General features: G+C 55.0%; 22 protein-coding genes and 2 pseudogenes. 21 read left to right on the top strand and 3 right to left on the bottom strand.

Annotated features, from left to right (window positions below; translation table 11 throughout):
* The first annotated feature begins 55 nt into the window (after positions 1-55).
* The 5 genes from MYS68_RS16320 to MYS68_RS16300 all read left to right on the top strand — a co-directional run bounded on the left by MYS68_RS16320 (position 56) and on the right by MYS68_RS16300 (position 5,101).
* The gene (locus MYS68_RS16320; protein ID WP_248926851.1) at positions 56-1,015 is read left to right on the top strand and encodes a D-2-hydroxyacid dehydrogenase family protein; all 960 of its coding nucleotides are present in this window, start codon (positions 56-58) and stop codon (positions 1,013-1,015) included.
* A gap of 13 nt (positions 1,016-1,028) precedes the next feature.
* Entirely contained in the window at positions 1,029-1,460 is a 432-nt protein-coding gene (locus MYS68_RS16315; protein ID WP_248926850.1) for an NUDIX hydrolase, read from the top strand.
* A gap of 171 nt (positions 1,461-1,631) precedes the next feature.
* Entirely contained in the window at positions 1,632-4,190 is a 2,559-nt protein-coding gene (locus MYS68_RS16310) for an ATP-binding protein (RefSeq protein WP_248926849.1), read from the top strand.
* A 39-nt stretch (positions 4,191-4,229) separates the two neighbouring features.
* Positions 4,230-4,712 (top strand): chemotaxis protein CheX, encoded by a 483-nt coding sequence (locus MYS68_RS16305; RefSeq protein WP_248926848.1) that lies wholly within the window; start codon positions 4,230-4,232, stop codon positions 4,710-4,712.
* A 20-nt stretch (positions 4,713-4,732) separates the two neighbouring features.
* Entirely contained in the window at positions 4,733-5,101 is a 369-nt protein-coding gene (locus tag MYS68_RS16300; RefSeq protein ID WP_248926847.1) for a response regulator, read from the top strand.
* A 208-nt stretch (positions 5,102-5,309) separates the two neighbouring features.
* Here MYS68_RS16300 and MYS68_RS16295 read toward each other — a convergent pair whose 3' ends face one another.
* From MYS68_RS16295 to MYS68_RS16285, 3 genes are all read right to left on the bottom strand, one after another.
* A complete protein-coding gene (locus MYS68_RS16295) occupies positions 5,310-6,308 on the bottom strand; it encodes an N-acetylglucosamine kinase (RefSeq protein WP_248926846.1) in 999 nt (332 codons plus the stop codon).
* A 131-nt stretch (positions 6,309-6,439) separates the two neighbouring features.
* Positions 6,440-6,835, bottom strand: coding sequence for a DUF5367 family protein (locus MYS68_RS16290; RefSeq protein ID WP_248926845.1), 396 nt, complete (start codon positions 6,833-6,835; stop codon positions 6,440-6,442).
* Positions 6,832-7,404: a TetR/AcrR family transcriptional regulator gene (locus MYS68_RS16285; RefSeq protein WP_248926844.1), complete on the bottom strand. Its 573-nt coding sequence runs from the start codon at positions 7,402-7,404 to the stop codon at positions 6,832-6,834. Before MYS68_RS16285 ends, MYS68_RS16290 begins: the two co-directional genes overlap by 4 nt.
* Positions 7,405-7,675: 271 nt before the next feature.
* Between MYS68_RS16285 and MYS68_RS16280 the strand changes: the two genes are divergently transcribed.
* The 16 genes and pseudogenes from MYS68_RS16280 to MYS68_RS16205 all read left to right on the top strand — a co-directional run bounded on the left by MYS68_RS16280 (position 7,676) and on the right by MYS68_RS16205 (position 26,968).
* On the top strand, positions 7,676-8,692 hold the full coding sequence (locus MYS68_RS16280) for an NAD-dependent epimerase/dehydratase family protein (RefSeq protein ID WP_248926843.1): 1,017 nt from the start codon (positions 7,676-7,678) through the stop codon (positions 8,690-8,692).
* Between the two features lie 288 nt (positions 8,693-8,980).
* A pseudogene (gene tnpA / locus MYS68_RS16275) lies at positions 8,981-9,217 on the top strand (IS200/IS605 family transposase); the annotation flags it as partial.
* A pseudogene (locus MYS68_RS16270) lies at positions 9,217-9,807 on the top strand (RNA-guided endonuclease TnpB family protein); the annotation flags it as partial. The pseudogenes tnpA and MYS68_RS16270, both read left to right, overlap by 1 nt.
* Positions 9,808-10,035: 228 nt before the next feature.
* Complete coding sequence (locus MYS68_RS16265) at positions 10,036-10,635, top strand: histidine phosphatase family protein (protein ID WP_248926842.1); 600 nt, start codon at positions 10,036-10,038, stop codon at positions 10,633-10,635.
* 50 nt (positions 10,636-10,685) lie between these two features.
* On the top strand, positions 10,686-11,450 hold the full coding sequence (locus MYS68_RS16260) for a lipid II flippase Amj family protein (protein WP_248926841.1): 765 nt from the start codon (positions 10,686-10,688) through the stop codon (positions 11,448-11,450).
* A gap of 25 nt (positions 11,451-11,475) precedes the next feature.
* On the top strand, positions 11,476-11,943 hold the full coding sequence (locus tag MYS68_RS16255) for a zinc ribbon domain-containing protein (RefSeq protein WP_248926840.1): 468 nt from the start codon (positions 11,476-11,478) through the stop codon (positions 11,941-11,943).
* 54 nt (positions 11,944-11,997) lie between these two features.
* Positions 11,998-12,756 (top strand): hypothetical protein, encoded by a 759-nt coding sequence (locus MYS68_RS16250; protein WP_248926839.1) that lies wholly within the window; start codon positions 11,998-12,000, stop codon positions 12,754-12,756.
* A gap of 41 nt (positions 12,757-12,797) precedes the next feature.
* Positions 12,798-13,430, top strand: a complete 633-nt coding sequence (locus tag MYS68_RS16245) for a GyrI-like domain-containing protein (protein WP_248926838.1) — start codon at positions 12,798-12,800, stop codon at positions 13,428-13,430.
* 775 nt (positions 13,431-14,205) lie between these two features.
* Positions 14,206-15,330 carry an ABC transporter ATP-binding protein gene (locus MYS68_RS16240; RefSeq protein WP_248926837.1) on the top strand — a complete coding sequence of 375 codons (1,125 nt, stop codon included), beginning with the start codon at positions 14,206-14,208 and terminating at the stop codon, positions 15,328-15,330.
* A gap of 35 nt (positions 15,331-15,365) precedes the next feature.
* Entirely contained in the window at positions 15,366-18,467 is a 3,102-nt protein-coding gene (locus tag MYS68_RS16235) for an extracellular solute-binding protein (RefSeq protein WP_248926836.1), read from the top strand.
* Positions 18,457-19,431 (top strand): carbohydrate ABC transporter permease, encoded by a 975-nt coding sequence (locus MYS68_RS16230; RefSeq protein ID WP_248926835.1) that lies wholly within the window; start codon positions 18,457-18,459, stop codon positions 19,429-19,431. Before MYS68_RS16235 ends, MYS68_RS16230 begins: the two co-directional genes overlap by 11 nt.
* Positions 19,431-20,312, top strand: coding sequence for a carbohydrate ABC transporter permease (locus MYS68_RS16225; RefSeq protein ID WP_248926834.1), 882 nt, complete (start codon positions 19,431-19,433; stop codon positions 20,310-20,312). Before MYS68_RS16230 ends, MYS68_RS16225 begins: the two co-directional genes overlap by 1 nt.
* Positions 20,313-20,622: 310 nt before the next feature.
* On the top strand, positions 20,623-22,764 hold the full coding sequence (locus MYS68_RS16220) for a YIP1 family protein (RefSeq protein WP_248926833.1): 2,142 nt from the start codon (positions 20,623-20,625) through the stop codon (positions 22,762-22,764).
* Positions 22,761-25,121 carry a DUF5696 domain-containing protein gene (locus tag MYS68_RS16215; RefSeq protein WP_248926832.1) on the top strand — a complete coding sequence of 787 codons (2,361 nt, stop codon included), beginning with the start codon at positions 22,761-22,763 and terminating at the stop codon, positions 25,119-25,121. Before MYS68_RS16220 ends, MYS68_RS16215 begins: the two co-directional genes overlap by 4 nt.
* Positions 25,118-25,984, top strand: a complete 867-nt coding sequence (locus MYS68_RS16210; protein WP_248926831.1) for a carbohydrate ABC transporter permease — start codon at positions 25,118-25,120, stop codon at positions 25,982-25,984. The genes MYS68_RS16215 and MYS68_RS16210 overlap by 4 nt, the downstream gene beginning before the upstream one ends.
* A gap of 45 nt (positions 25,985-26,029) precedes the next feature.
* Positions 26,030-26,968: a carbohydrate ABC transporter permease gene (locus MYS68_RS16205; RefSeq protein WP_248930927.1), complete on the top strand. Its 939-nt coding sequence runs from the start codon at positions 26,030-26,032 to the stop codon at positions 26,966-26,968.
* The last annotated feature ends 10 nt before the right edge of the window (positions 26,969-26,978 follow it).

The raw sequence follows: 26,978 nt of genomic DNA, 5'->3' as shown, positions 1-26,978 counted from the left end.
GAAGAAAACTGTGTGCGGAGAAGCCTGCGAGGCTTTCCGAAAGGAGACGATGCAAATGAAGCTACGCTGTGCCATACTGGACGATTATCAAAACGTCGCGCAGACCGCCGCCGATTGGTCCCCCTTGTACGAACAAGCGGACATTGTTTCGTTTACGCAGCATTTTGAAAAAGAAGACGAGCTTGCCGAAGCCATCGGCAGTTTCGATATCGTCGTCATCATGCGGGAGCGCACTCCGTTCCGCGCCTCGTTGTTCGCGCGGCTGCCGCACCTGAAGCTGCTTGTGACGACCGGCATGAGAAACGCCTCCATCGATCTTGCCGCCGCTGCCGCGCATGGCGTTACCGTTTGCGGCACGTCGGGGCGTTCAGAGCCTACGGTGGAGCTGACGTGGGCGCTTATTTTGGGACTATCGCGAAATATCGTGCAGGAGCATCAGTCGCTGCGGCAAAACGGACCTTGGCAAAGCACCGTCGGAACGGATCTGTACGGCAAGAAGCTCGGACTGCTCGGGCTTGGCAAAATCGGAAGCCGGGTGGCGCGCATCGGTCAAGCTTTCGGCATGGATGTGTCGGCCTGGAGCCAAAATTTGACGCCGGAGCGGGCGGACGAGGTCGGCGTACGGCTGGCGTCCTCCAAGGAGGAGCTTCTGGAAAGCAGCGATTTCGTCTCCATTCACCTCGTGCTCAGCGACCGGACAAGAGGGCTGATCGGCGCCGGGGAGCTTGCGCGGATGCGCTCTTCCGCCTATTTGATCAATACTTCCCGCGCTCCGATCGTGGACCGGGAGGCGCTTATTGCCGCTCTTCAAAACGGCCGGATCGCCGGTGCGGGAATCGATGTGTTCGATACGGAGCCTTTGCCGGCGGACGATCCGTTCAGAAGGTTGCCCAACCTGCTGACGACACCGCATCTCGGGTACGTCACGAAAGCGAATTACGAGAGCTTCTACCGGGATGCGGTGGAAGACATAAGGTCGTTTTTGGCCGGAACGCCGATTCGGCAGCTGAGCTAGCGGGGATTTGTCGATGAGCGATGCGGGCAAAACGATCATTCGCGGCGTAAAAGTGGTAGCCCTCCATGAACGGCGGTTGGTCGTAGTAAAACAGACGAGAAAACATTCGAACCGGGTCACGTACGAGCTGCCGGGCGGCAGGGTGGAGGGCGGCGAAACGCTGCCGCAAGCCGCCTTACGGGAGCTGAGGGAAGAAACGGGGCTGGCGGCCGGCCATTTGGTGGAACTCGGCACGTTCACGGTCCCGGTAAGTCCGGTGCAGATCACATTATATTTTACCGACCGGATCACAGCGGCGGGGAAGCCGAGTCCGGACGAAGACGAGGACATCGAAGTCGTATATACGGAAGTTTCCGAGGCGTTCCGCCGCATCACCTTCGGCGAATGGCCTGACACCCGGCTTGGGTTCGGCTTGATTCTCGCCAGGTCGAGAGGGCTGCTGTAGAGGTATTTGTCAGCCGTCGCCAAAGACGGCGGACGTTTTCCATCTCAACATAAAATTTCGACAAAATTTCTTAAAATCTGCTTTAGCCTTCTTTTCACCCCGGACCATATGCGGTAACATGATACTGTTCACACAAATGGAGACCGTATGTGCGAGGGGGATTTTATTTTTATGGACCGGGACCGGAGGCAGCGTTCTTTTATGACGGAGCTGCTCGTCTGGATGGTGCTGCTTATCGTTGTGCCGCTTGCTGCGATTTCCGCTTATTTTTATAACCATGAAGCGGCGGGCTGGCGGCAAATCGAACGGGAAAAGTCGCTGCAATTAAACCAGACGGCGCAAAAGTCGTTAATCCGTCTCGGCGACAGCATTCTGGGCGTGACGATTACGAACGGCTACTGGGAGGCGAACCGGCAGGCGGTTCTTCATTCAGACCGGACGTGGCTGGAGGAAAACATCAGCGATATGCCGGGGGTCGTGCCGAACGTCGATTTTGTCGCCGAGACCGATTTGACCGGAAAAGTTCTCGTGCAGGCAGGGAACGTCGAGGAATTTCAAGGCTCCGTCCGTTATCCGTACATATTGCAAAAATTCGAAAAAACGAGGCAGTTTACCGGCTTGATGAATACGTCCAAAGGAATCGCCGTCATCGCCGTTTCGCCGGTCACCGGCGATACCGGCGAAGGGGAGCCGGTAGGGCTGCTCATTACCGGCCACCTGCTGACGAATGAAGATATTGCCGGACTAAGCGACATGCTGCAAACCGATCTGGGCATTTTAACGGCGACGCAGCAATTTTTGACCTCGTCCGGGGAGATTAAGGTCGAAGAACTGAAAAAGTACCGGCCTATAGCGGCTGCGGAGACGATGGAGCAATTTGAGCTGGAACGGCATAACAAGACGTATTTCGCCAGTACGACGGTGGCGCTGCAGGATATGGCCGGACAGCCGATCGGCATTTTGCATTCGGAGATGCCGGCACGTTCGACGCAGGAAGCGGCCGACAGCCTGCGCACGATCGGGCTTTACTCGATCGGGGTGATGCTGCTGATGATGGCGGTCGTCGTGACGCTGCTGCGCCATCGGATCATTTTGCCGCTGCGCCATTTTACGGCTACGCTGCAGGAGGTGGCCGCAGGCCGGCCGGTGACGGAGATTCCGAAGCATGTGCAGCATGCGGAAGCGCAAATTGTCGGCGCCATCCGTCAGATCATGCAGTGGAACGAGGTGCTGGAGCAGACGGTCGAGCTGCGCACGGCCGAAATCCGCAACCTGCTGGATAACGCCAAGCAGGGCTTTATGTCCGTCGGAGCCGACCGGAAGGCGCTTTACGAGTACAGCATCGAATGCGCCCGCATCTTTGGCCGAGAAGTCGGGGGAGTTCCGCTGCCGGAGCTGTTTTATCCGGAAGATGAACAGGAGCGGGCGCTGCTGGATTCGATTTTGCACGAATGTTTCCAGGAACAAGACGAGCTGAAGCGGGAGATGATCTTTTCGCTGCTGCCGGAGGAGCTTCAGGTGAACGGATTGACGGTGCGTGCCGAATACAAGTGGCTGCCGCAGGATAAGGATGGCCAAGGAGCGGTACCTGCTGGAGAAATTATGGTCATGCTGACCGATATTACCGATAAACGCAAGCTGGAAAGTCTTATGCAGCGCGAGCGCAAGACGCTGAAAATGGTCGTGTACGCGGTCACCCATCCCGAGGAATACGCGCAGGCGATGATCAGCTTCGACGCGTTCGTACATTACGATTTGCCGCAGCTGTCGGCTTCCGGGGAGGCGGCAGAGCAGATGCTGCTTCGTTTAAGCAAGACGGTTCACACGCTCAAAGGCAGCTTTGCGATGATGCAGTTTATTCACATTGTGCCGAAGCTGCACGAATTGGAGACGTGGCTGCTCGGCTTGCTGGAGAGCCGCGCCGAGCCGGACGCCCTCTGGCTGGAGCGGCAGATTCGGGAGCTCGGCATCGACCGCTGGCTGGAGGCGGATACGGATATTTTGCAGCAGGTGCTTGGCGATACTTATGCGGATTTGGGCAAAGAGTATGACGTGAAGCTGGACAAGCAGCAGTGGGATACTCTCATCCGGCATCTCGAAGCAAGGCTCACCGCTCCCGAAGATATCCGGTGGCTGGAGGAGGTCAGGCAGTGGCGACATAAGCCTGTCAAGACGCTGCTGCAGCAGTATCCGCAGTATTTGATGGAGCTGGCCGGCCAAAGCGGGCTGCTGCTGAACCCCGTCGAGCTGGAGGGCGGCGACATCCCGGTCGATCCGGACCGGCTGCAGGGGCTTGCGCAATCGCTTGTGCATATTGTGCGCAACATCGTGACGCACGGCATCGAGCCGCCGGAGGAACGTGTAAAGCAGGGGAAGGACAAATACGCCAACGTCCGGTTTACAATCGAACGAAAAGGCGAAGGGCTTGTCATCACGATTCGCGACGACGGGCGCGGCATCAATCTCGAAGCGGTGCGCCGCAAGGCGGAGGAACGAGGCATCGGTTTCGTTTCCGGCTCGGCCGCGACGGCCGATGAAGCGGACATCGCCGATCTGGTGTTCGCCGAAACGGTGACTACCGCAAGCAAGGTCACGGATTTGGCCGGGCGGGGAATCGGTTTGTCGGCCGTCAAAGCCGAGGCGGAAAAGCTGGGCGGTACCGTGAAGGTAAAGACCCGCGCCGGCAAAGGAACGGCATTTATCCTACATATTCCTTTACTTAATTCATGAGGAAAGCGAGTCGGTTCACGTATGCGGCAGCAGGAGAAGATGATCTTTGAAGCCGTGAACATATCGGCGCTGAAATATTTTAACCGGCTCGGGCTGTCTTCGGTACAGATGCTGGAGCCGGATAAGGGCTGCGCTTTTCTCGAGGACGTCACAGCGTTTATTCCGCTGAAGGGTTTGATCGAAGGCGGGCTTATTTTGACGGTCAGCGAACAGCTCGCCTGCTTTTTGGCAAAGCGCTTCTTGATCGGGGACGTCACCGAAGAGGAAGCCGCCGGCTGTGCCATCGAAGTGATCGCCGAAATGACCAATGTCATCGCGGGAAACGCATTGATGGACCGGGAAAATCACGATATTTTGCTCGGCACCCCCGTAATGGGCGTGACGCGCAAGGCGGCAATCCGCTCACATTGTAAAGCGGTATGCATACAGCCGTACTCAACTCCGTATGGGAGGCTGCAGTGCATCTACATCGGGGCGGATCGGAAGGCTGAGCTTGCCGGTCTGCTGACGATTCATTCATAATGCGTTTGGAGGTTGGACATGTGGCAAAAGTAATGATTGTGGACGACTCGACGGTCATGAGAAAAAACATTAAAACGATCCTCGAACGGGGCGGCCACGAAGTGATCACGGAGGCAGCCGACGGCCGGGAGGTGCTGCCTTTATATATCAATCATCGCCCGGATCTCGTGACGCTGGACATCAGCATGGAGACTATGGACGGCACCCAGGCACTGCAGTCGCTGCTCAAAAGCTTTCCGCAAGCAAAGGTCGTCATGATCAGTGCGATGGGACAAAAGCAGCAGGTTCTGGAGGCGATCAAACTCGGAGCAAAGTCGTATATCGTGAAGCCGTTCGAAGGGGACAAGCTGCTGGAAGTGGTCGACAAGGTGCTGCTGGCGGGAGAATAAATTCAAGGCTGGCTCTCGGATGGATTCTCCGAGATTTCGTGGCAGGAGGGGGGAACGGCATGGCCGTAACATCCCCCTTTTTTTATTACTTAGGAAATTATGCATGGTTAATTTTTATGGATAACCGGGGGCTCCCCCAAAAGTACCAGGAATAGGCTGCAAAGGTTCACTTCACTTTGGGGGGATTTGTTCCTTATTTACGGCGTGTTCATACCGTGTTGCTGTCCACAAGTGCGGCGTAATGCTGTCGGATCCGCCCGACTATCTCGGTGTCTACAGGTTTACCCAGACGTTTGAGAGCCATGATTACAGCCCCGGCAACGGCGGACAACGCAGGTTTCACCACGCGATAAGTCTTCAGTTTCCCCGCCAATAAACGCCGGGAAACTTCCTCCTTCATGTACGGACTATTGATAACGCTGCCGATGAAGGAGACGGCGACAGTCTCGCTCTCAAAATATGCGCCAAGCAGCTCGACTCCGACGGAAATTTGATGCGCCGCCCGGTCACAGACGGTTTGTGCCAGCGGACTGCCCTGTTCGGCGGCCCCCGTCACCAGAGGCCCCATTAATCCAAACTGGCGGTCACGATCCCGCCGGTCTTCAATAAAACCATATCGGGCCATTTGCCTCAGCTCGTCCATTCCCCTCACCGACCAATGCGTGAGCGTCTGATGTACGAAAGTTTCATCCGCAGCGGCGATGTTGCCGGCCAGCATCTCGTAAACTGCGTCATAGGCGAGAAAGCGGGCCGCACTGTGGGCGTAATGCTTCAGATCGTAATTTCGGATGTGAGCCCCTTCTTCAGTGATGGCAAACAGGATTGATCCTGTTCCGGAAATGACGACAATTCCCGGTTCCGCCAGGAATGCCCCGGCATGTGCGATAACCGCGTCGTTGACATGCCAGCGCGGGCAATGCAACCCGGCCATTTCTGTAAGCTCTTCAACCCATTCCAGGTCCATCTCCGAATCATAGCCGGCAATGCCTGCCATCACTCCTTTGACCGCTTCCGGAGAACATGCCGCCTCGGATAAAGCACTTGTTATTCCCTCGTGAACATGCCTCGTGGCCCCCGCATCTTTTTTGAAGGAGGAAGCCCCGGTTTCCACATAGGAAAGGATCTTGCCATCGAGATCGCTGACCATAAGCCTGGTATACGTCCCACCCCCGTCAATGCCAATAACTACCTCCGGTTGCGCTTTCATTCTTGTTCCTCCCCGGCTTCAGATTTCCTGTTTTTTCTAATCATAACCGATAGAAGGGTTTAGGGGAACTGATTGTATGTCCGGGCCCGTTTGTATTTTTCGGGCAACCTCTTCGTTTCCACATTCCGGCTTTACTTTTTGAAAATAAGCCCGGATGCCAGAATGAGGCTGTACGCCCACAGCAGCCAAGCGGCTAGCAGCGGAATGCTGTTGTCCGCCAACGTAGGAAAGACGGTGCGATGAAAGGGAAGGGAGAAAATATCCAGAAGCATTCCCGGCAGCGCGATACAGGCGGCGCAGTGCAGCCGTTCGGCCGGCGGAATATGAAGGGCGGCATATACCGGCAGTGTGCAGCCATAAATCAATGGAACGGCGGCCACAAAACTTATGACGATTTTTAACCAGTTTCCGGCTTCTATCATCCAATCCCCGAGAAAGTGAAAGATCACAGTCGCCGCCAGCCACAAAAGGAATCCCCATACCAGAAAAAACGTTCCTTTCCGATGATCCGCACGTAATGCGTTCATGAATCCACCCCACTTGAAATGTAGTCGAACAAATGCTGCAATGCATCAAAAACGGCATCTTTAGGAAACTCCTCGTCCAATAAAGCTTGCACCGCCAGGCCGTCAATCAGAGCGTTCATCAGAATACCCCAGTGCTCCATAGATATTTGCCGGATAGGCGACATTCCCCAGCGGGCGGCGAGAACCTCGCTCAAATAAACGTTTTCCTGTCGAATCATCGCGCCCAGCCGATCGCGATTCGGTTTCAAGGAAAGGCTCGCAGCCAGCGAGGTGAAAAATAATCGGTGGTAGGCGGAATTGTAATCGCACCGTTCTTTGGCGGCCTCCAGCGCTTCCTCCACGCTGCCGCGGCTGGTCTGCAAAGCTTGCCAGGACGAATCGCACAAGCTCTGCACAAGCTCAAGCATTAACTGTTCCTTCGTTCGAAAATGGTAAAATACCGTCCCTTGGCTGACATTCGCCTTATCGGCGACCGCCTTTAACGTCGTTTTCTCGATTCCTTTCTCGGCAAGGCACATCTGGGCGGCTTGCAAAAGCTCCTGCTTGGTAACAACGTTTGGTTTGGCCATTGCTCCTCTCCTCCTCCAAAGTGAGTTAGTCGAATGACTAACTTGACTGTTTTTATCATATACCACTTGCTTTTTAATTGTCAAATAAAGGGATCCCGGGCGTCCGGTCAACCCGACGAAGAAGCGCCGGCTGGGATGTGTCGGTTTATTTTGTACAAAAGATACATTTGAGACATCTTCCGCATACGGTTCGGTTGAGGTACAATAACATTGTTCACGTTTGCATAAGTTTTTTGACATAACCTGAATTTTCCACGGAGGGAGATTTCGAATGAAAGTTCTCGTATTGGGAGGCACGGGCTTGATCAGCAGCCAGATTGTGGAGCAGCTGCTCGAAGCGGGCCATGACGTATCGGTGTTTAACCGCGGTTTGCGAAGCTTGCCGTATGGCGACCGGGTGCGCAGCATTGTCGGCGACAAGACGGATGCCGCCGGCTTCCGTCAAACGATGAGCGGCGTTCAGGCGGACGCGGTCATCGATATGATCAGTTTTAATGCGGAGGATGCGCAGGTTACGGTGGAGACGTTCCGGGGCAGCGCCGGACAGCTCATTTTCTGTTCATCCTCGGCCGCTTATAAAAGACCGTACCGCTCCGTCCCTATCCGCGAGGAGGCTGAGGAGCTGTTTGACGATCCTTCCTTCGGCTACGCGTTCGGCAAGGCGGAGATGGAGCGGTATTTGCAGAGGGTCATCACGGAGGGTGAAGTGCCGGTGACGATCATTCGGCCGTCGCTCACCTATGGCATCGGGGCGGCCAATCTTGGAGTGCTGCGGCAAAATTACAACATTGTACACCGTATTCGCAGCGGCAAGCCGCTCGTTATGTTCGGCGACGGCACGACGCCGTGGAGCTTCACGTTCGCACCGGACCTGGCGAAAGCTTTCGTCGGCGCTGTCGGCAACGAGCGGACGTTCGGCCAGGCGTACCACGCTACGAGCGAGGAAGTGCACATATGGCAGGACCTGTATACCGTGTTCGGCGAGGTGCTCGGAATCGAGCCGCACATCGTGCATATCAGCTCGGATCTTCTGAAAACCGCCGACCCCGCGCTGTTTTCCCACCTGTATTACGAGAAAAGCTACTGCGGCCTGTTCGACAACACGAAGGCGAAGCGGGACATTCCCGGCTTCCGCCCGACGATTTCGCTGAAGGAAGGCCTGAAGATGATGCTCGGCTGGTACGAGCGGGAGGGGCACCGGGTGGACGAAACCAAGGACCGGTTGGAAGACCGCCTCGTCCAGCTTCACGGAGAGTGGAGCAGGCAGCTTGCCGGTTTGAAATATTAAGCTTACCATCACATTTCAGGGAGCCTCATGCTATTTTTGCGAATCGGCGCGGGGCTCTCATTTTTTATAGAATAATATGGTAGAAATGGATGACAACGCTGTTATCTTTCGGTACTATTAAGATGGACTGGCAATCAGCGGAACCATACGATGTCAGGAGATCGGTCGATGGGGACCCGGAGCTGCGCCGCCGGATCGGTACAACTTTTATGATTCAGCCGAGAACACTTGTGACTTTAGTCATGAGATGAATCGGCTTCGGATGTGATGTGCCCCAACTTTGGTGATATTCATCTGTTGGTGGACTGTACTCCACAACATTCTAATCCGAGCGTAATCAAGGCTCTTAGAGGTGTTTCAGCAAATCTTCTATTCAAAGAGTTTCCACAATTAAAGAAGAAGCTTTGGGGAGGGAACATGTGGAATCCCTCTTATTTTGTAGCAACCGTAAGCGAACACACCGAAGCGCAAATTCGACAGTATATTCAAAATCAGAAAGGTGGTGAAAACCATACAAATCCATAAAGCTTACAAAAACAAACAAGGAAGTGGGAATCGATGTTGGATTAAAAGACTTTGCGACCCTTTCTACTGGCGAAGTGTTTGCGAATCCGAAATTCCTTCGCAAGATGGAGCATAAATTAGCCCGTGAACAACGCAAGCTTTCCAGATGTAAAAAAGGTTCATCCAATTGGAACAAACAACGGGTCAAGGTTGCTTGTATCCATGAAGGGATTGCGGCTGCTCGTACCGATTACTTACACAAAATTTCAACGCAGATTGTCAAAAACCACGACATGATTGCGATGGAAGACTTGCAAGTTTCGAATATGATGCAGAACCATAAGTTAGCAAAAGCGATTAGCGAAGTGTCTTGGTATCAATTCAGAACGATGTTAGAGTACAAGGCGAAATGGTATGGAAAAAAATTAGTAGTCGTTGGAAAAACATTCGCCTCTTCTCAGTTGTGCTCTAGTTGCGGATACCAAAACAAAGAGGTTAAAAATCTGAATCTTCGTGACTGGACGTGCCCTTCGTGCCATGAACATCATCAAAGGGATATAAACGCAAGTCGAAACATTCTTGCCGAAGGCAAAAGACTATTATCAGCGTAAATCGTTACGCCAACCGTAGGAACTACGGGGGAGCCTGCTTACCTTCGCTCGTTGGAGCGTTTAGCGCAGGAATCTCGCGACTTTAGTCGTGAGAGGTTCAAGAGACCGGTTACGTCTTATAATGATGATGCTCGAGTTGTGCCCGATTGTCCGACCTGGATTGCCGCGGAACTCTTCTTGAGGAGATTGCAATTTATCTGTAAACTCGGAATAACGGGAGTGGGCTTTATGGCGCAGAAAACGATCGTTTATATGGTTCGTCATGCGGATTCTCCCTTTTCGCTGGAAAATGAAAGGTACCGGGGACTTTCCGAGCAGGGGCTGAAGGATGCGGAAATCGTCGCCGGCCGTCTGGCTTCGGAAAAGATCGACCATATTTTCTCTTCGCCGTATACGCGAGCCGTGCAAACGGTGGACCCGCTGGCCAAACGGCTGCAGCTGGACATTCTCCAGATCGAAAGCTTCCGCGAAACGTTTTGGGCCGGGCCGGACGTGCATATCGCCGAATTTGCCAAGACGGTGGAAATGTACTTTGCCGATCCCCATTTTTCCTTGCCCGGAGGGGAATCGATCAAGGAAGCGCAATACAGAGCGATGGCCGCTTTGAAGCATATATTGGCGGTTTACGGCGGGAAGCGGGTCGTCATCGGCCTGCACGGCAACATTCTCACGTTCATTTTAAATTATTTTGACGGCAAGTACGGCATCGATTTTTGGAAAAAGCTGTCCCGGCCGGACATTTATAAACTGAGCTTCGACAATATGGAGCTTAAACGCGTGACGCGAATCTGGAAGCCGCCCGCAAGGAACGAGATCGCAAAGACGTAAGCAGCGGGGAGGAATTTCGCCTGTTCGACAAACTTTTGGTCGTCTGTCTGATGACCCTGATTATCCATGCTTCGGAAACGGCATCTTACGCAATACGGTATGCCGGGGTAAGGACCGGCAAGCTGGCCGTTTCCTTGTCGCTGGCCGGCATGGTGCTGCTCGTGTCCAGAACCTCGAATCTGATTCAGGCGCCTATGATGGGCAAAATCATCGATTATGCGAAGATGAACAGCGATTACAATCTGGAATTGCCGCTGCGGTATATCATCGGAGCGTCCTCCGTCGGCACGTTCGTCGCCATCGCCGCTTTTCCTTCGCTTGTATTCGTGTTCGCGCGAATGATCGTCCATTTTGACATTCAAGGCTCCATCGCCAAAGTCATTTCCAGCGTCACCGTCGAAAAGCTGAGAAACGTCAGGAGCCACCTTCGCAGGCCGAGCTTCGGTATGCTCGTTTCGCTTCGAATCATGGGCATCCCGAAAAGGCTGCTGCTGCTGAACTGCATCGTGACGGCCATCTACACGGTGGGGGTGCTGGCTTCTTTATACGCCTCGTATTTGGCACCCGAACTCAGCACGACGGCATCGCAGTCGTCCGGGCTCATCAACGGCATCGCGACGATCATTTTAACGATTTTTATCGACCCGCAGATGGCGCTGCTCACGGACAAAGCGCTCGGATTCCCGCGGGAAAGCGCGCGGCTCGGCCGGGTGTTCGCGCTGCTGATGTTTTCCAGGTTGGCCGGGACGCTGCTCGCGCAAGCGATGCTGGTGCCGGCGACGAAATGGCTCATTTGGGTCATTCAGTACATATGAACGGCATTGCCCGGAGGTGAACGGCTTGGCCGTCAAAATATGCAAAGGCTGCGGGGAATCGAACCCGGAAAACGCTCATCTTTGCGTCGTTTGCAGCAGTTCCCTGAAGGAGGCGCCGACCTTCGGGACCCCCGATGCGGATAAGCAGTTAACCGGCGTTTTAACCGGCTCCAGGCACACATGCTGGTATTGCAGCGAAAAAACCGACGAAGGCGCGCTGAAGTGCAAATTTTGCGGAAGTACCTTAATGCGGCCAAGCCGCCCTGCGGGAAGCGGGTACACGTATTACGGATCATCCGGGTCTTCGCCCGGCGGATGTGCGGTCGTACTGCTGTTTGTCGCGACGCTCCTTGTTCCGATCGTAGGACTCATCGTCGGCGGCATATTCGCCTTCAGCGACGACCCGGGCAAGCAGGATATCGGCAAGGCTTTGCTTGTATTCGGTTTGATCGTATTGCTGCTCGGAATCGTTGTCGGCGCCTTCTTTTTGTAGGCAGAAGCGGCGGCAGTCGTAGTAGCGATATCGGCGGAAAGCGAGGGGAATAGAATGGACGATATGTTTGTGCAAAAAAGAGGGCAAGAGATCGCGGAAAAGGTCGAGCAGGTTTACCGGAAGCACACGGAGCCGCGGTACATAGGTCTCGTTGTACACGGTTCGGCTGTAAAGGGCGGCTTCATCGAAGGCTGCAGCGATATCGATTTTCAGCTGTACGTGGAAGACGATATGTTGGACGGGCGGGGGAATTTGCCGCTGGAGCTTTGTTTTCGCATACATCGGGATTTGGCTCAAATCGATCCTTACCCGTTTCGTTATATCCAGACTGAGGTATTTTCCCGGCAGCATTCCAAGCATGGAGATTTGGCCCCGGGCACATACCGGCTGATCAGCGGCCGGATGCTTTTCCCGGAAGCTTCGGGGCAGCAGCTGTACGAGCGGTCGGTGCAAGCGCTCGCCAAGCTAAGGCCGGAGCCGTTCGACAGCGGGAAGCTGCTCGATCACGGAGAAGGGCGCCTGGAAAGGGCGGTCCGTGGGCTGTGCACCGTCGTTTGGCCAACCTTGTATCAGGTGCTTACGGTGATGCGCAAGGACGGGGCCACGGTATGGGCGCTGCCGAAAACCACCGCTTTGACCTTGCTGCCCGAAGAGGATGAGCTGGGGGACTCCATTCGCTCGTTTTACCGTGCCGTTCGCGAATATTATCCGAGCGAAAGTTCGGTCGAGGCCGGGCTTAACGTGATTCGTCAAGGGACGGAATTTTTGGCGAAGGCGCGGAGCCGGGCCGGCCTCCACTTAGCGGACAATTGACGTATGGAAAGGCGAATAATATTGCGGGGAAGAGGGACTCTATGGCGATCGATCGGCAAAGGGTGCATAAGGAAGACGTCAAAAAGCTGAATAAGACGATTTACTCGATCAAGGATCTCGAAGCCACTGTTTACGACATCCCGGAAATGAATTACATTTTCGCTCACGGCAATGGCGCCCGCAACATCTATCGGATGTATGATTACAAGGAAATATGGACGATGGGGCGTTTTATCAACCGCTCCAAATATTACACGGTTGGGGAGCTCGGCAAAAACTACAGCCGCATGCCGCTGGAAATGGAATGGGGCGAAGCCGCCGAACAAGCCGAACCCGGAACGGAAGTTCCATTCACCGCGATGATGTGGATTCCCGAATATGTGAGCGAATTTATTTTTGATCGGACGTTGTCTGATCTTAGGGGCCGTTTGGGGGAGCTGGGTGCAACGCTCCAACTTGGCAAGGTTTCGCAGGGGACGTGCGCCCAGTTGATGCATTTCGGGCATTACAGCGGCATCGGCGAAACGGTCCGGCAAATGCGGAGCTCCTTGGAGGAGCAAGGCTACGTGCCGAAAGGGCGGCACCGTGAGATCTTTATGAACCACCCTCACTGCAATCCCCCGGAAAAATTGCAAATCCTGATTCGGCAGCCCCTCGAACCTTTGCAGGTTTAGTCGGGCCGGCCCTAAAACGCAGCTCCACCCGTATCGCAGACGGGTGGAGCTTTTTTTGCAACCGGGCGGTTAATCGGCACTGCCGCAGTCAGGCGATGCTGTCGCTATTGCTGCTGCAGTTAACGGGAAAAGATGCAGTTAATTGGAGCAGAAGCGTTTGCACGGGCAGAGTAAATGGATTTCCTCTATCTAATTCCGGCATATTGCGTTAAATCTGTCCGAAACCGCTGTATTAGCTGTAGTTTTTCCATTTATATGAGTAGAACAGGATGCAAGCGGCAAATTAGCTGCGTATTATCCACTTGTCGGATAAGACCGCCATTTGGCAAAAGAGCAGGCAGTATGAGGCCCGCTTCGTCTCAAGTAAAGCATGTCCGTGGCACGCACTCGCTCCCCCGGCATCGCGCCAAAAGTAAAGCGGGCCTGGCATAGGATTTTTGCATGAGCAAAAATCCATGCAAGGGCAACCGCGAGCCCGAGGCACGCACTCGCTCCCTCGGCATCGCGCCAAAAGTAAAGCGTGTCGGGGCGTAGGCTTTTTACCCGAAGGTAAAAAGCGACGCCTCGACAAACGCGAATTAGAAGCGAGCAGTCGCGCACTACAGGCGGGTCCAGGGCGCCCGAGCGCCTGGGGTCCCCCCGTTGGGGGGACTTAGGGGGGCGAACACGATTTAGGGGGGGGATTTTAAATTCACACCATCTTCACAACGAATGTTTTACAATGAGGGTAATTAGGGTATCTGTAAAAAATTAGGATGATGGCGGAGGCGAACATATGGCCAGAATTTTAATGAATCACATCTATAAGCGGTACGGCAAAGATAAGCAGGCGGTCGTGAAAGATTTTCACCTGGAGATCAAGGATAAGGAGTTTCTCGTATTCGTCGGACCGTCCGGGTGCGGCAAGTCGACGACGCTGCGGATGATTGCCGGACTCGAGGACATCTCGGAGGGCGAAATTTACATCGGCGATACGCTGGTGAACGATTTGCCGCCGAAGGACCGCGATATCGCGATGGTTTTCCAAAACTACGCGCTGTACCCGAACATGAGCGTGTACGAAAACATCGCCTTCGGGCTCAGGCTGCGCAAGCTGCCGAAGCACGAGATCGACATCGCCGTCAAGCGGGCGGCACGGGTGCTCGAGATCGAGCAGTACCTCAGCCGCAAGCCGAGGCAGCTTTCGGGCGGCCAGCGGCAGCGCGTGGCTTTGGGACGCGCGATCGTGCGCAATCCGCAGGTATTCCTGATGGACGAACCGCTGTCCAACCTCGATGCGAAGCTGCGCGTGCAAATGCGCACCGAGATCATCAAGCTGCACAAGACGCTCGGGGTGACAATGATTTACGTGACGCACGATCAGATCGAGGCGATGACGATGGGCGACAGAATCGTTGTGATGAAGGACGGCATCATACAGCAGGTCGATACGCCGGAGTTGATTTACACGTATCCGAAAAACACGTTTGTCGCCAGTTTTATCGGGTCCCCGCCGATGAACTTTATCGAAGGGCGCATACACGAAAACGAGACGGGCAAGCTGGAGTTCCATACGCAGCGGTTTTCGCTGGAAATCCCGGAAGGCAAGGCCCACGTGCTCGTGCAAAACAAGCAGGTGAACCGGACGGTTACGCTTGGCATTCGCCCGGAAAACGTCAGCTTGGAGGAGATTGTGTTCCATGCATATCCGAAGGCGGTCATTCCCGGGGTGCATAAAATCAGCGAGCTGATGGGAGCGGACCGGTTTCTGCATCTGGATATCGGGCAGGAGCGGATGCTGGTCGTGCGGGCTAACCCGCGTTACCACTACGATGAAGATGATAAAATCCAAGTGGCTGTCGACATGTCGAAGGCGTTGTTTTTCCACGTTGAAACGGGTGAGAGGTTCTCGGATGTGTAAGCAGCGCACGGAAGTACGGAAAGGAGTTGAAGCTTTTGCAACCGACGAAAAAAGCATCGCGACACCCTATATTCGTCCGCGGCTGTAAACGCTTCCTTTTGATAGCGCTTACCACAACTCTCGCCGCGGCATGCCTGCAAGTGCCGTGGCCGGAGCCGTCCCGCGCTGCAGCGGCGGATGAACCGAAGGCGCAAAGCTCAGGCGCCGCGGCGGGGCAGCAGGCCCCGGCCTCACAGAATGCAGCCGCGCGGCAAGAAACGCCGACGGTCAAAACCGAGCCGCAAGCCGGGGCCCCTGCCCAAGCGAGCAACCAAACGCGTCAGGCGGTCAAGCTCGGCGAGTTTGAGCCGTATTACGCGGAGGTGCTGAAGGATTGGCAGAGCAAAGGCCGGAAGGCCGGCTCGCAAACGATCACCATAGACGCTTCGAAGCCGTCGAACAAGTCGGCGACGGCCAATGCATCTGCGCAATCGTATGAAGGCAAATCGAACGTGCTCGTGTGGGATACGTCGAAGGACAACTGGATCGAATTCACCGTGGACGTACCCGCAGACGGACTTTACGAAATGCACGTATCGTACCGCCCGTTCACCGGCAAAGGGTACCGCAAGCCGATTACCTGGGACGTGCTGCTGGACGGCAAGCATCCGTTCCGCGAGGCGTCCTCGGTTACGCTGTACCGGCAGTGGAAGGATGCCAGGCCGATCAAGAAGGACGTGGACGGCAACGATATCCGGCCGAAGTCCGAGGATATCAGCAGCTGGATGGCAGCGCCGATGCGCGATGCCGCCGGAGCTTATGCAGACCCGCTGCAGTGGCTGTTTACGAAAGGAAAACATACGATCCGGCTGGAAGGGTACGAGCCGGTAGCGCTCGAGTCGATCAAACTCATGCCGAAAGCCGAGCTGAAATCTTACGCCGACGTGGCGAAATCGTATCCGCCATCGGGCAAGCTGACGGCAGAAGCGATTACGCTTCAAGCCGAGGAAATGTCTGCGAAAAACGATTCCGCCATCCAAATGGTATCGGACACCGACCAGCGTTCCGTTCCTTTGGCAAAAGGACGTATTACGTTCAACACGGTCGGAGGCATGAAGTGGTACAACCAAAACCAGGAGATCTCCTGGACGTTCACCGTAACGGAATCGGGCAAATACCGGATCGGCGTGCGGGCGCTGCAAAATGTCATCTCGCAAAAGTCGACGTTCCGCCGCATCGCGATCGACGGCAAGGTGCCGTTTCAGGAAATGCTCGGCTACCGTTTCCCGTATTCGATGGGCTGGCAAGGGGTCATTTTGCAGGACAACGACGGCAAACCGTACGATTTTTATTTGGAAAAAGGCACCCACACGTTATCGATGGCGGTGACGCATTATCCGTTCAAGCCGATCATTATCGGCATCGAAGAGCTGACGGATATTTTGCGCGAGGTCGATCAGGATCTGAAGTCGCTCACCGGCGGTGTCAGCGATAAAAACCGCACGTGGAAAATCGCCCAGGACCTGCCGGACCTGCCGCCGCGTCTTGAAAAAGCGGCAAAGCTGATGACATCGCTTTCCGAGCAGCTTGTGCAGGTGAACGGGCGCAAGGACAACATCAGTCAAAGCTTGCTGACGTCGGCGAGCGACATTCAGTCGCTGCTGAATAAAGTGGACGATATCCCTTACCATGCCGACCAGATCACCTCCATGCAAGAGAAGGTAAGCAAGTTCATCGAGCAGCTCGTACAGCAGCCTTTGCAGCTGGATGAACTGTACATCGTGCCGGCGGATAAAAGCTTCCCGGAAATGGAAGCCGGCTTTTTTACGAGAGTGGTCGGCATGGTCAAAAATTTCTTCTATTCGTTCGATTCGAAGTCCCGTCTGAGCGATATGGACGACAACGAGCTGAACGTATGGGTGCACCGCGGGCGCGACTACGTCAACCTGCTGCAGGAGCTGGCGGACGAAATGTTTACGCCGGAAACCGGCATCCGGGTGAAGGTGAACCTGCTGCCGAACCCGCAGCTGCTCATTTTGTCCAATGCCGCAGGCATTCAGCCGGACATTGCGCTCGGGCTGTCGCAGGACTTGCCGGTCGATTACGCGATCCGGGGCAGCATCTACGATTTGTCGCAGTTCAAAGATTTCGACGCGATTTACAAGCGCTACAGTCCCGGATCGTGGCTCGCATTTTATTATGACAAAGGCTACTACGCGCTGCCGGAAACGCAGTCGTTCCAGGTGCTTTTTTACCGCAAGGACATAATGGCGAAGCTCGGCCTAGCGCTGCCGGACACGTGGGAGGACGTTTACGACATGCTGCCGACGCTGCAGCAAAATTACATGAACTTTTACGTACCGCCGAAGGAATTTATCCCGTATTTTTATCAGAGCAACGCCGAGTTTTTTGAAAAAACGGGCTTGAAAACCGCGCTGGAGACGCCCGAGTCGTTCAAGGCGTTCAAAATGTGGACCGACATGTTCAACATTTACGCCATCGACCGGGAAGTGCCGAGCTTCTACCAGCACTTCCGCAAAGGCGACATACCAATCGGCGTCGCCGATTACAACATGTACGTGCAGCTGTCGGCGGCCGCGCCGGAGCTGAACGGTTCGTGGGGGATCGCCCCGCTGCCGGGCACGAAGCAGCCGGACGGCAGCGTCACCCGCTGGGCGGGCGGCGGCCAGACGACGGCGGTCATTTTCAAAAAATCGAACAAAAAAGACCGGGCGTGGGAGTTTTTGAAATGGTGGACGTCGGCCGACGTTCAGGAACGTTACGGCTCCGACCTCGAGGCGTTCAACGGCGTGTCGTTCCGCTGGAACACCGCCAACATCGAAGCTTTCGCCAAGCTGCCGTGGAAGCGGGAAGACGCCAACGTCATTTTGCAGCAGTGGAAATGGTATAAGGAAATGCCGAATCTGCCGGGCAGCTACTTTATCGGCCGGGAGATGACGAACGCGTGGAACCGCACCGTCGTCGACGGCTTGAATTACCGCACTTCGCTGGAGCAGGCGGTTATGGACATCGAGCGGGAGCTGCGGCGCAAGCAGCAGGAGTTCGGCTTCGTCGATGCGGACGGCAATCCGCTGCGCACGATGGACCTGCCGGTCGTTAGCAAGCCGTGGGAAGGGGTGGACGACTATGTTAAATAACCGGGCGGAGCTGGCCCGGCCGAAAGCCGCGGTCAAAGTAAACGTTACGGAAAAATGGAGACGGCTGCTGAGTGAAATTTGGCAGTACCGGCTGTCCTATTTGTTCATCGCTCCGTTTATGCTTTGTTTTGTCGCGTTTATTTTGATCCCGGTGCTTGCCGCTTTCGGCCTTAGCTTTACGTATTTCAACGCGATCGAGCAGCCCCGGTTCATCGGGTGGCAAAACTTTCAATACCTGATTTCGCAGGATCTGCTGTTTCTGAAATATGCGCTGCCGAACACGTTCAAGTTTGCCGTCATCGTAGGTCCCGGCGGCTACGTCGCCGCTTTCCTGCTAGCCTGGCTTATTACGCAGCTGCCCGCGGTTTTGCGCAAATGGTTTGCGCTCGCGATGTACACCCCGTCGCTTACGGCAGGGATCGCGATGTCGATCGTCTGGCTGCCGCTGCTGACCGGCGATCGGATCGGCTACCTGAACAGCATTTTGCTCAATTTGGGCGCGATCGACGAGCCTTTGCTCTGGGTAACGGACAAAAAGTATTTGATGAACTCGATGATCGTCGTGACGCTGTGGTCGAGCATGGGCGTAGGGTTCCTCGCCATGCTGGCGGGCATCCTGAACGTCAACCAGGAGCTGTACGAGGCCGGACGGATCGACGGGATGAGCAGCCGGCTGCAGGAGATCTGGTACGTGACGATCCCTTCCATGAAGCCGCAAATGCTGTTCGGCGCCGTCATGGCGATCGTCTCCACGTTCAAAGCAGGTGCAATCGGCGTTGAGCTGTCGGGCACGAACCCGACGCCGCAATACGCCGGCCATCTGATCATCAACCATATCGACGATTACGGCTTCATCCGCTTCGAGATGGGGTACGCGGCGGCCGTATCGGTGTTTTTGCTTATTTTGATGTACGTTTCGAACAAATTGTGCTGGGGTTTGTTCGGTACCAAGGAGGGTGAATAATGCGAATTCCGCTCCCTTTTAAAAAGAAGTCGAAGCTGAACGCGATGGACGGCTTTCAGAAGGTTCTTGTCGTCCTGCTCGTCTTGTTCGCGATCTTTATGCTGCTGCCGCTCATTTATATATTCAATCACGCGTTCAAACCGTACAACGAGCTGTTCGTCTATCCGCCGAACATTTTCGTGCGCGAGCCTACGGTACAAAATTTCATGGAGCTGTTTCTCGTAGCGACGTCCTCGACGGTGCCGGTGACGCGGTATTTGTTCAACAGCATCGTCATTTCCGCATCCGCGGTCGTGCTGGTGACGGTCGTCAGCGCGCTGTGCGCGTATCCGATTTCGAAGCATAAATTTCCGGGGCACAAAATCGTATTCGCGACGATCATCCTGACGCTTATGTTTGCACCCGAAGCGGTGCAAATTCCGCGATATCTCGTCGTAAGCCACCTCGGTATCATGAATACGTATTTCGGCCACATTCTGCCGCTGCTCGCGATGCCGGTCGGCGTGTTTCTGATGAAGCAGTTCATCGATCAGGTGCCGGGCGAGCTGCTGGAAGCTGCGCGCATCGACGGCGCTCCCGAATTTATGGTGTTCTTGCGCATCGTCATGCCGGTTTGCTTGCCGGCCGTAGCGACCGTCGCGATTTTGACGTTCCAAAACTCGTGGAGCAATGTGGAAACGTCGACGTTGTTCATGCAGGATGACGAGATGAAAAATTTCCCGTTTTTCCTGCAGACGCTTACGAACAACCTGGCCAACACCGTCGCCCGCCAAGGCGCCGCCGCGGCCGCCGCGGTCGTCATGTTTTTGCCGAATTTGATCATCTTCTTGACGTTCCAAAGCAAAGTGATCGCCACTATGGCTCATTCGGGCATTAAATAATCGCGGGCTGCCGATAGACGGTTCGGTTTCGAGCGGATTTGCCATAAGGCAGGGAGCCAGTCGCTCAAAAGGGTGGACGCTGCGGCGAAGGGAGTACCTCCGATCGTCCTTGAAATCGTAAATATTTTGAATCAATTTTAAGGTTAATTTACGATTTCAAAGGCGAACGCTTCGCTTCTCTGGTACTTCCCTTACTCCTTCGCTATCTTTTTTTCGCTCCTTCGGAGCTCTTTCAAAACCTTATGGCAAATCCATCTTCAAAAACCTCGGCCGACAATCGGCAGTCTCCCCAGGAAAGGAGGAAGAAATATTGTCAGCCTTCAAGCATAAACGGCTGTGGCTCATACAAGCCGCTGCGGTACTGATCGCCGCTCTGCTGCTTCCGGGAATCGGCGCCGCCTACGTGCCGTACGCGACCAACTACAAGGACAGCTACGACCGGCTTGTATGGACGCAATCCGCCTATTATCCGGTTGACGTGCTCGGCAAAGAAATTTATATCCCCGATCCGAAAAATCCGGGTAAAATGGCGTATTCGCCGATGCAGCAGCCGAAAGACCTGTTCATCGACGACAAGGACCAAATTTACGTCGCGGATGCCGGAAACAACCGGATCGTGCAGCTTAACGAGAAAGGCGAGCTCGTCCGCATTATCGAAGTCAAGGAAAGCCCGCTGAAGAAGCCGGAAGGCGTGTTCGTCGATAAAAACGGCATCATCTACGTGGCCGACACGGGCAACAAACGGGTCGTCAAGCTGGATTCGAGCGGCAAGCTGCTCAAGGAGTACGGCCGGCCGAAATCGAAATTTTTGCCGGAATCGTTCAAATACGACCCGATCAAGCTGGTCGTCGACAAACGCGGCTTCCTGTATATCGCCACGCTGGGAGGTTACCAAGGCTTGCTGCAGCTTGACCCTGACGGCAATTTTCAAAGCTTTTTCGGCGCCAATAAAACGGAGTTTTCCGTCATGGACGCGATCAAGCGGCTGCTGTATACAAGAGAAATGTATTTGCGGGAAATCAGCAAGCTGCCGGGCTCCGTAGCAAGCGTTACGATCGACCAGAACGGCTTTATTTATACGGTCACCAAGGACATCGAGAAGGCGCAGGTAAAGAAGCTGAACGTGGCGGGCAAAGATTTGCTGACCCAGAAAGACGAAGACAACGTCGATAACGAAACGCAGAAAGTGTACGGCGAAGTCCGCTTTCCGGGCAGAGAAAAGCTGAAGCCGCAGCTGAGCGACATCGCCGTCGACAAGGACGGCAACATCACGGTCATCGACTCGTCGATGAAATATTTGAACCAATACGACGCAAACGGGAATTTGCTCTTTTTCTGGTCGGGCGATGCAAGCCCGGCGGCTTCCAAGCTGGGCGTTATCAAAAGCCCGTCCGCCGTCGCCAACAATTCGAAAAACGAGCTGTTCATTCTCGACGAGGAAAACGGCTCGATTCAGATGTACCGGCTGTCCGAATTCGGCGCGCTCGTGCATAAAGCGAATATGCTGACCCAGGAAGGGCGCTACGAGGAAAGCGAAAAGCCGTGGCGCGAAGTACTTCGCCTGAACGCTTATTATACGCCGGCGATGCTTGGTCTCGCCAAAGCGGCTTACAAGAAGGGGCAATACGAGGAGGCGAGGCAGCTGTTCCTGGATGCCGGGATGCAGCAGGGATATTCCGATTCGTATTGGCAAATCCGTCTGAAATGGTTTCAGAAAAATTTCGGCACGATGATGAACATTGCCATTGCGGCGGTTATCATCATTTGGCTGGCCAAGAGGATCGCGCGAAAGCTCGGATTCCGCGGGATACGGAAGGATAGAGCCGCTTCCATACCTCTGCTCCGGCAGCTGAAGCATGCGCTTTATATCATCAGGCATCCGCTCGACGGATTCAGCTCGATCCGTTATGAAGGAAAAGGCAGCCTGTGGAGCAGTTTGATTCTGCTGATCGTCGCCGTCATCTCTTACGGCATCATCCAGGCGTTCACCAGCTTTTCGTTCAACAAGAAGGCGGCGCTTGAAATCAACATGGTTTCGGTCTTTATGCAGTTTATCGTGCTGTGGGTGGGCTGGGTCGTTTCCAACTACTTGATCAGCACGATTTACCGGGGCGAAGGACGGTTTCGCGATGTCGCTTACGGCAGCGCTTATGCGATGGTTCCGTTCATCCTGGTCGGCCTGCCGCTCACGGTCATCTCCAACGTCATGACGCTTAGCGAGTCGGCGATCTTCAGCTTCTTTCACCTCGCCATGCTCGTTTGGGTAGGGCTCCTGCTGTTCTGGAAGGTGCAGGCGACGCAAAACTACAGCGTCGGCGAAACCGCGATGAACATCGTCTTGTCGCTCCTCACCATGACCATGCTCGGCGTGCTCATCTTCATCACGTTCGGCCTTAGCAGCGAGATGAAAGATTTCTTCTATTCCGTGTACCAGGAGGTGACCATCCGATGAATGGAAAAACGATACGTTATTTGACGACGATCGGTTTGGTCGCCGCAATCAGCCTCAGTGCCGCCATCTGGCAGTCCGGCGCCGCAATCAATGCGGCGGACCCGCAGGCGGCCCAGCCGGAGAAGCCGGCCGCCGAAAGCGCCGCTCCCGCTGCGCAGAATGCCGCCCCGGCCGCCGGCAATGCGGCCCGGCCGGCGGCAGGCACGCAGGCGGCCCCCGCGGCTGCGGCCCAAGCGGCGGCGACCGCGGGCAGCGCCGCGAACGATCTGCCAAGCAGCGCCGCGTTCAAGCCGGCCGCCGAATCGGCCCAGCTGAAGCTGCTCGCGGACAGCGTTTCCGGGCATTTTATCGTGGAGGATAAACGGAACGGCAACGTATGGCGGTCGTATCCGGATCCGGAATATTGGTCCAAGGAGACGATTACCGGAACGTGGCGCAACAATCTGCGCTCTCCGGCGATGGTGGAACTGATCGACATGGCCAACTTCAAGTCGCAGCCGAAAATCGTCAGCCTGATCGAGGACAAAGGGGCTGTCGAAGGATTTCAGACGACGTCAAACGGCTTCAAGCTGACGTTCAACTTCAAGACGAGCGGGTTCAAAATCCCGGTCGAGGTGACGCTGAACGGCGATGCGGTCGAAATAAAGGTCGTCGACAGCGGCATCCAGGAAGGCAAGCTGAGCCTGCTTAACCTGAAGGTGTATCCGCTGTTCGGCGCCGAGCCGTCGGCCGGCCAGGAAGGGTATATCGTCATTCCGGACGGCTCCGGGGCGCTGATCGATTTTAAGGAAAACCGCACCGGAGACAAATCCGTATACCGGGAAACCATCTACGGCAACGACGCGGCCTTTTTCTCGGAACGGACGAACCGGTTGAACGCGCGGATGCCCGTGTTCGGCATGAAATCCGGCGATAAGGCGTTTTTGGCCGTCATGGAAGGAGGGGAGGAGTATGCCAGGCTGTTCGCCTCCCCGTCAGGCGCTTACGGAACGTACAACTGGGTCACTCCGGAGCTGCAGTACCGCATCAAGTTTTTCCAAAACACGAGCAAAAAAGCGAAAAGCGGATTTTACACCTACAGCAAAAAGCCGTTCTCCGCAAGCCAGCGGGTGACGAAATATTTCCTGCTCGACTCGGGTGCGAGCGATTACGTCGGCATGGCTTCCCGTTACCGCGAATATTTGATGAAGGAGAAAGGACTTAAGCGTCTGCAGACGACCGGCAGCAAGCTGCCGATGTTCGTCGATATCATCGGGGCGGACCTGAAGAAAGGTCTGCTCTGGGACAACTACATCAAGGCGACGACGACCTCCGAAGCGATGGAGATGATCAAGCGCCTTTACGGTCTTGGCATCGAAAAGATGAACATCGGTTATCTCGGCTGGCAGACGAATGGCTACAGCTCGTTTGGCGGACTGTTCCCGGTCGACAAGCGGCTCGGCGGCAACGAGGGGATGAAGCAGTTCATCCAGTTCGCCCATTCGCTGCAGTTCCCGGTTTATTTGGGGGCGAACTACACGCTGAACAACAACGACGGCGACGGCTTCAACGAAAGATATGACGGCCTCCGCAATTTGGCCGGTCAGGTGCTCGATTTCCCCTCGTATTCGAATGGGGACATGGTGACGCTGGTTAGCCCGAAGTTTACCGAAAAAGTCATTGAGAAGGACTTGGCGGAGTACAAATCGCTCGGCGCGGACGGCATTTATTACGAGGACGGCATCGGCCGCTTCCTGAACAGCGACTTCAACGACGATTATTTGTCCACGCGCACCGAAACGATGAATACGTACCGCAATATTTTGAAAAAAACGGCGAAGACGCTCGGCGGCGTCAGGGCGGAGCGGCCTAATTTTTACCAGATCGGCGAGCTGCAGCATATGCACCGGATGGAGGACGACTATTCGTACGATCTGTTTGTCGACCGGCCGATCCCTTTCGCGCAGATCGCACTGCACGGGCTCATCACGTATACGTCTGAATGGGCGAATATGCGAGACCAGTACCGCGGCGAATTTTTACGCAGCATCGAATACGGCTCGCATCCGTCGTTTATTTTCACCAGCGCGGAGTCCCGCGAAATGAAGGGGGCTTACTGGATCTGGTATTACAGCCTGAACTACCGCGATTGGGAGACGACGGCGGTCGAGGAATACCAGCGCTATAACCAGGCGCTCGGCGACGTGCAAAGCAAGTTTATCGTCGGCCACCGCACCCTCGCGCCCAAGGTCAACGAAACGACGTACGAAGGCGGCAAAAAAATTATCGTCAACTATGACACGGTGCCGTATTCGGCAGGCGGCATCACGGTGCCCGCCCAAGATTTCATCGTCATTCCGGGAGGTGCAGGCAAATGAGCCGCAGACGGCTTTTGAGCGCCGTTGCCATACGCAAGCTGGAGGGCTCGATTTTCATCGCGCCGTGGGCTTTCGGATTTCTCGCCTTCGTGCTGTTCCCGCTCGGCTACTCGCTGTATATGAGCTTCAACCGGGTCAAAATTACGGCCAGCGGGGTCGAATACGCCCCCGTCGGCTTCCAATATTACCGCGAAATATTGCTTGCCGACGGCGGTCTGCTGTATAACGATCTGATCCCGTTTTTGCGGCAGGCGATCATGATGATCCCGGTCATCGTCGTGTTTTCGATGCTTGTCGCGATATTGCTGAACCAGCGGTTTTTGGGAAGGGGGCTGTTCCGGGCGATTTTCTTTTTGCCGGTCATTTTTTCCACCGGACAAATCATTCAGGAATTCATTACGCAGGGCGAAGGCGCACTCGCTTTCGTCGAGCAGTTTCAAATCGCCGCTTATGCGGAAAGCTACCTGCCCAAATCTTGGGCGGCTCCGGTCATTAACGTGCTGAACTCGTTTGTGCTTGTGCTTTGGTATTCCGGCGTGCAAATTTTGATTTTCCTCGCCGGCCGGCAAACGATATCGAATTCGGTGTACGAGGCGGCCCGCATCGACGGAGCCGACCCGTGGGAGACATTTTGGAAAATAACGCTGCCCGGTCTCACGCCGTTTATTTTGCTCAATCTGATTTACACGGTGGTCGATTTGTTTACGTTCCCGTCCAACCCGATCATCTCCAAGGTCAATACGACCAACTACGGGCTGTCGAGCGCCTTGGCCTGGATTTATCTCATGATCGTGCTGCTGTTTCTCGGCATCATCTTTTATTTCTTCTCCCGGGCGAACCGGGCGTCGCAAAGAATACGTTAAGAAAGGAGAGGACGTATGCAAAAAGTCATTAAGGAAATCCGCAACATGCGGTGGGAAACGATCGATTGGCAGCGCTGGTTGGTGCTGGCGAGAAACTTTTTCCTTGGCAAAGAAGCCAATAAAGGTTTCATTTTCCGCCTGTTCATGTATTTGATTTTGATCGACACCGCGTTTATTTACGTCAAGCCGATTTTGTACATGATGACGACGATGGTGAAGGACATGACGAACCTGCTGGACCCTTCCGTCATCTGGGTGCCGCGGTCGCTTTATTTCGGACACCTTTCGGAGGCGCTGCGGCTGCTCAAATACGGCACGGCGTTTTCGATCAGCATAACCGTTTCCCTAAGCGTGGCGCTGCTGCAAATCGTATCGTGCGCGATTGCGGGGTACGCGTTTGCCAGGCTCGAATTCCCGTTCAAAAGGACGCTGTTCGTCTGCCTGATCTTTACGTTTCTGATGCCTCCGCAGGTGACGATTTTGCCGATGATCATCATGTTCAAAAACTTCGGCTGGATCAACACGTATTACCCGCTGATCATTCCGGCGATTTTCGGACACGGGCTTAAAGGCGCGCTGTTCGTCATCATCTTCCGGCAGTTTTTCAGCACGCTGCCGAAGGAGCTGGAGGAAGCCGCGAAAATCGACGGCGCCAGCGTATTCCGCGTCTTCTTCCGCGTGATGCTGCCGATTTCGTCGTCGGCGATCATCGTGGTGTTTCTGTTCTCGTTCGTCTGGAACTGGAACGATTTTTACTACCCGTCGATGTTCATGTTCAGTTCCAAGGAAGTGCCGCTGTCGATCAGCCTGTCGCGGCTTGCGGCGTCTTTGTCTGCGGAAGCAGAGCAGTCGGGGCCGAGCATTTTCGCCGAGCCGATCAAAATGGCCGCCTCGTTCCTCATCATCATGCCGCCGCTGATCATCTATTCGTTCACGCAGCGATGGTTCGTCGAAGGAGTCGAGCGGACGGGGCTTGTCGAGTAACGAAACGTTG

The organism is Paenibacillus hamazuiensis (genome assembly GCF_023276405.1).
GTDB classification, from domain to species: domain Bacteria; phylum Bacillota; class Bacilli; order Paenibacillales; family NBRC-103111; genus Paenibacillus_AF; species Paenibacillus_AF hamazuiensis.
The sequence above is the reverse complement of the archived record's forward strand: the minus strand, read 5'-3'. Positions and strand labels throughout refer to the sequence as shown.

Bases quoted from the DNA above. Each gene is read 5' to 3' on its own strand.
- MYS68_RS16295 (WP_248926846.1), bottom strand. From the start codon at position 6,308: ATGAAAGCGCAACCGGAGGTAGTTATTGGCATTGACGGGGGTGGGACG.
- MYS68_RS16245 (WP_248926838.1), top strand. From the start codon at position 12,798: ATGGCGATCGATCGGCAAAGGGTGCATAAGGAAGACGTCAAAAAGCTG.
- MYS68_RS16210 (WP_248926831.1), top strand. From the start codon at position 25,118: ATGAGCCGCAGACGGCTTTTGAGCGCCGTTGCCATACGCAAGCTGGAG.
- MYS68_RS16250 (WP_248926839.1), top strand. From the start codon at position 11,998: ATGGACGATATGTTTGTGCAAAAAAGAGGGCAAGAGATCGCGGAAAAG.
- MYS68_RS16240 (WP_248926837.1), top strand. From the start codon at position 14,206: ATGGCCAGAATTTTAATGAATCACATCTATAAGCGGTACGGCAAAGAT.
- MYS68_RS16215 (WP_248926832.1), top strand. From the start codon at position 22,761: ATGAATGGAAAAACGATACGTTATTTGACGACGATCGGTTTGGTCGCC.
- MYS68_RS16310 (WP_248926849.1), top strand. From the start codon at position 1,632: ATGGACCGGGACCGGAGGCAGCGTTCTTTTATGACGGAGCTGCTCGTC.
- MYS68_RS16225 (WP_248926834.1), top strand. From the start codon at position 19,431: ATGCGAATTCCGCTCCCTTTTAAAAAGAAGTCGAAGCTGAACGCGATG.
- MYS68_RS16280 (WP_248926843.1), top strand. From the start codon at position 7,676: ATGAAAGTTCTCGTATTGGGAGGCACGGGCTTGATCAGCAGCCAGATT.
- MYS68_RS16205 (WP_248930927.1), top strand. From the start codon at position 26,030: ATGCGGTGGGAAACGATCGATTGGCAGCGCTGGTTGGTGCTGGCGAGA.
- MYS68_RS16290 (WP_248926845.1), bottom strand. From the start codon at position 6,835: ATGAACGCATTACGTGCGGATCATCGGAAAGGAACGTTTTTTCTGGTA.
- MYS68_RS16230 (WP_248926835.1), top strand. From the start codon at position 18,457: ATGTTAAATAACCGGGCGGAGCTGGCCCGGCCGAAAGCCGCGGTCAAA.
- MYS68_RS16265 (WP_248926842.1), top strand. From the start codon at position 10,036: ATGGCGCAGAAAACGATCGTTTATATGGTTCGTCATGCGGATTCTCCC.
- MYS68_RS16305 (WP_248926848.1), top strand. From the start codon at position 4,230: ATGATCTTTGAAGCCGTGAACATATCGGCGCTGAAATATTTTAACCGG.
- MYS68_RS16320 (WP_248926851.1), top strand. From the start codon at position 56: ATGAAGCTACGCTGTGCCATACTGGACGATTATCAAAACGTCGCGCAG.
- MYS68_RS16260 (WP_248926841.1), top strand. From the start codon at position 10,686: ATGACCCTGATTATCCATGCTTCGGAAACGGCATCTTACGCAATACGG.
- MYS68_RS16285 (WP_248926844.1), bottom strand. From the start codon at position 7,404: ATGGCCAAACCAAACGTTGTTACCAAGCAGGAGCTTTTGCAAGCCGCC.
- MYS68_RS16315 (WP_248926850.1), top strand. From the start codon at position 1,029: ATGAGCGATGCGGGCAAAACGATCATTCGCGGCGTAAAAGTGGTAGCC.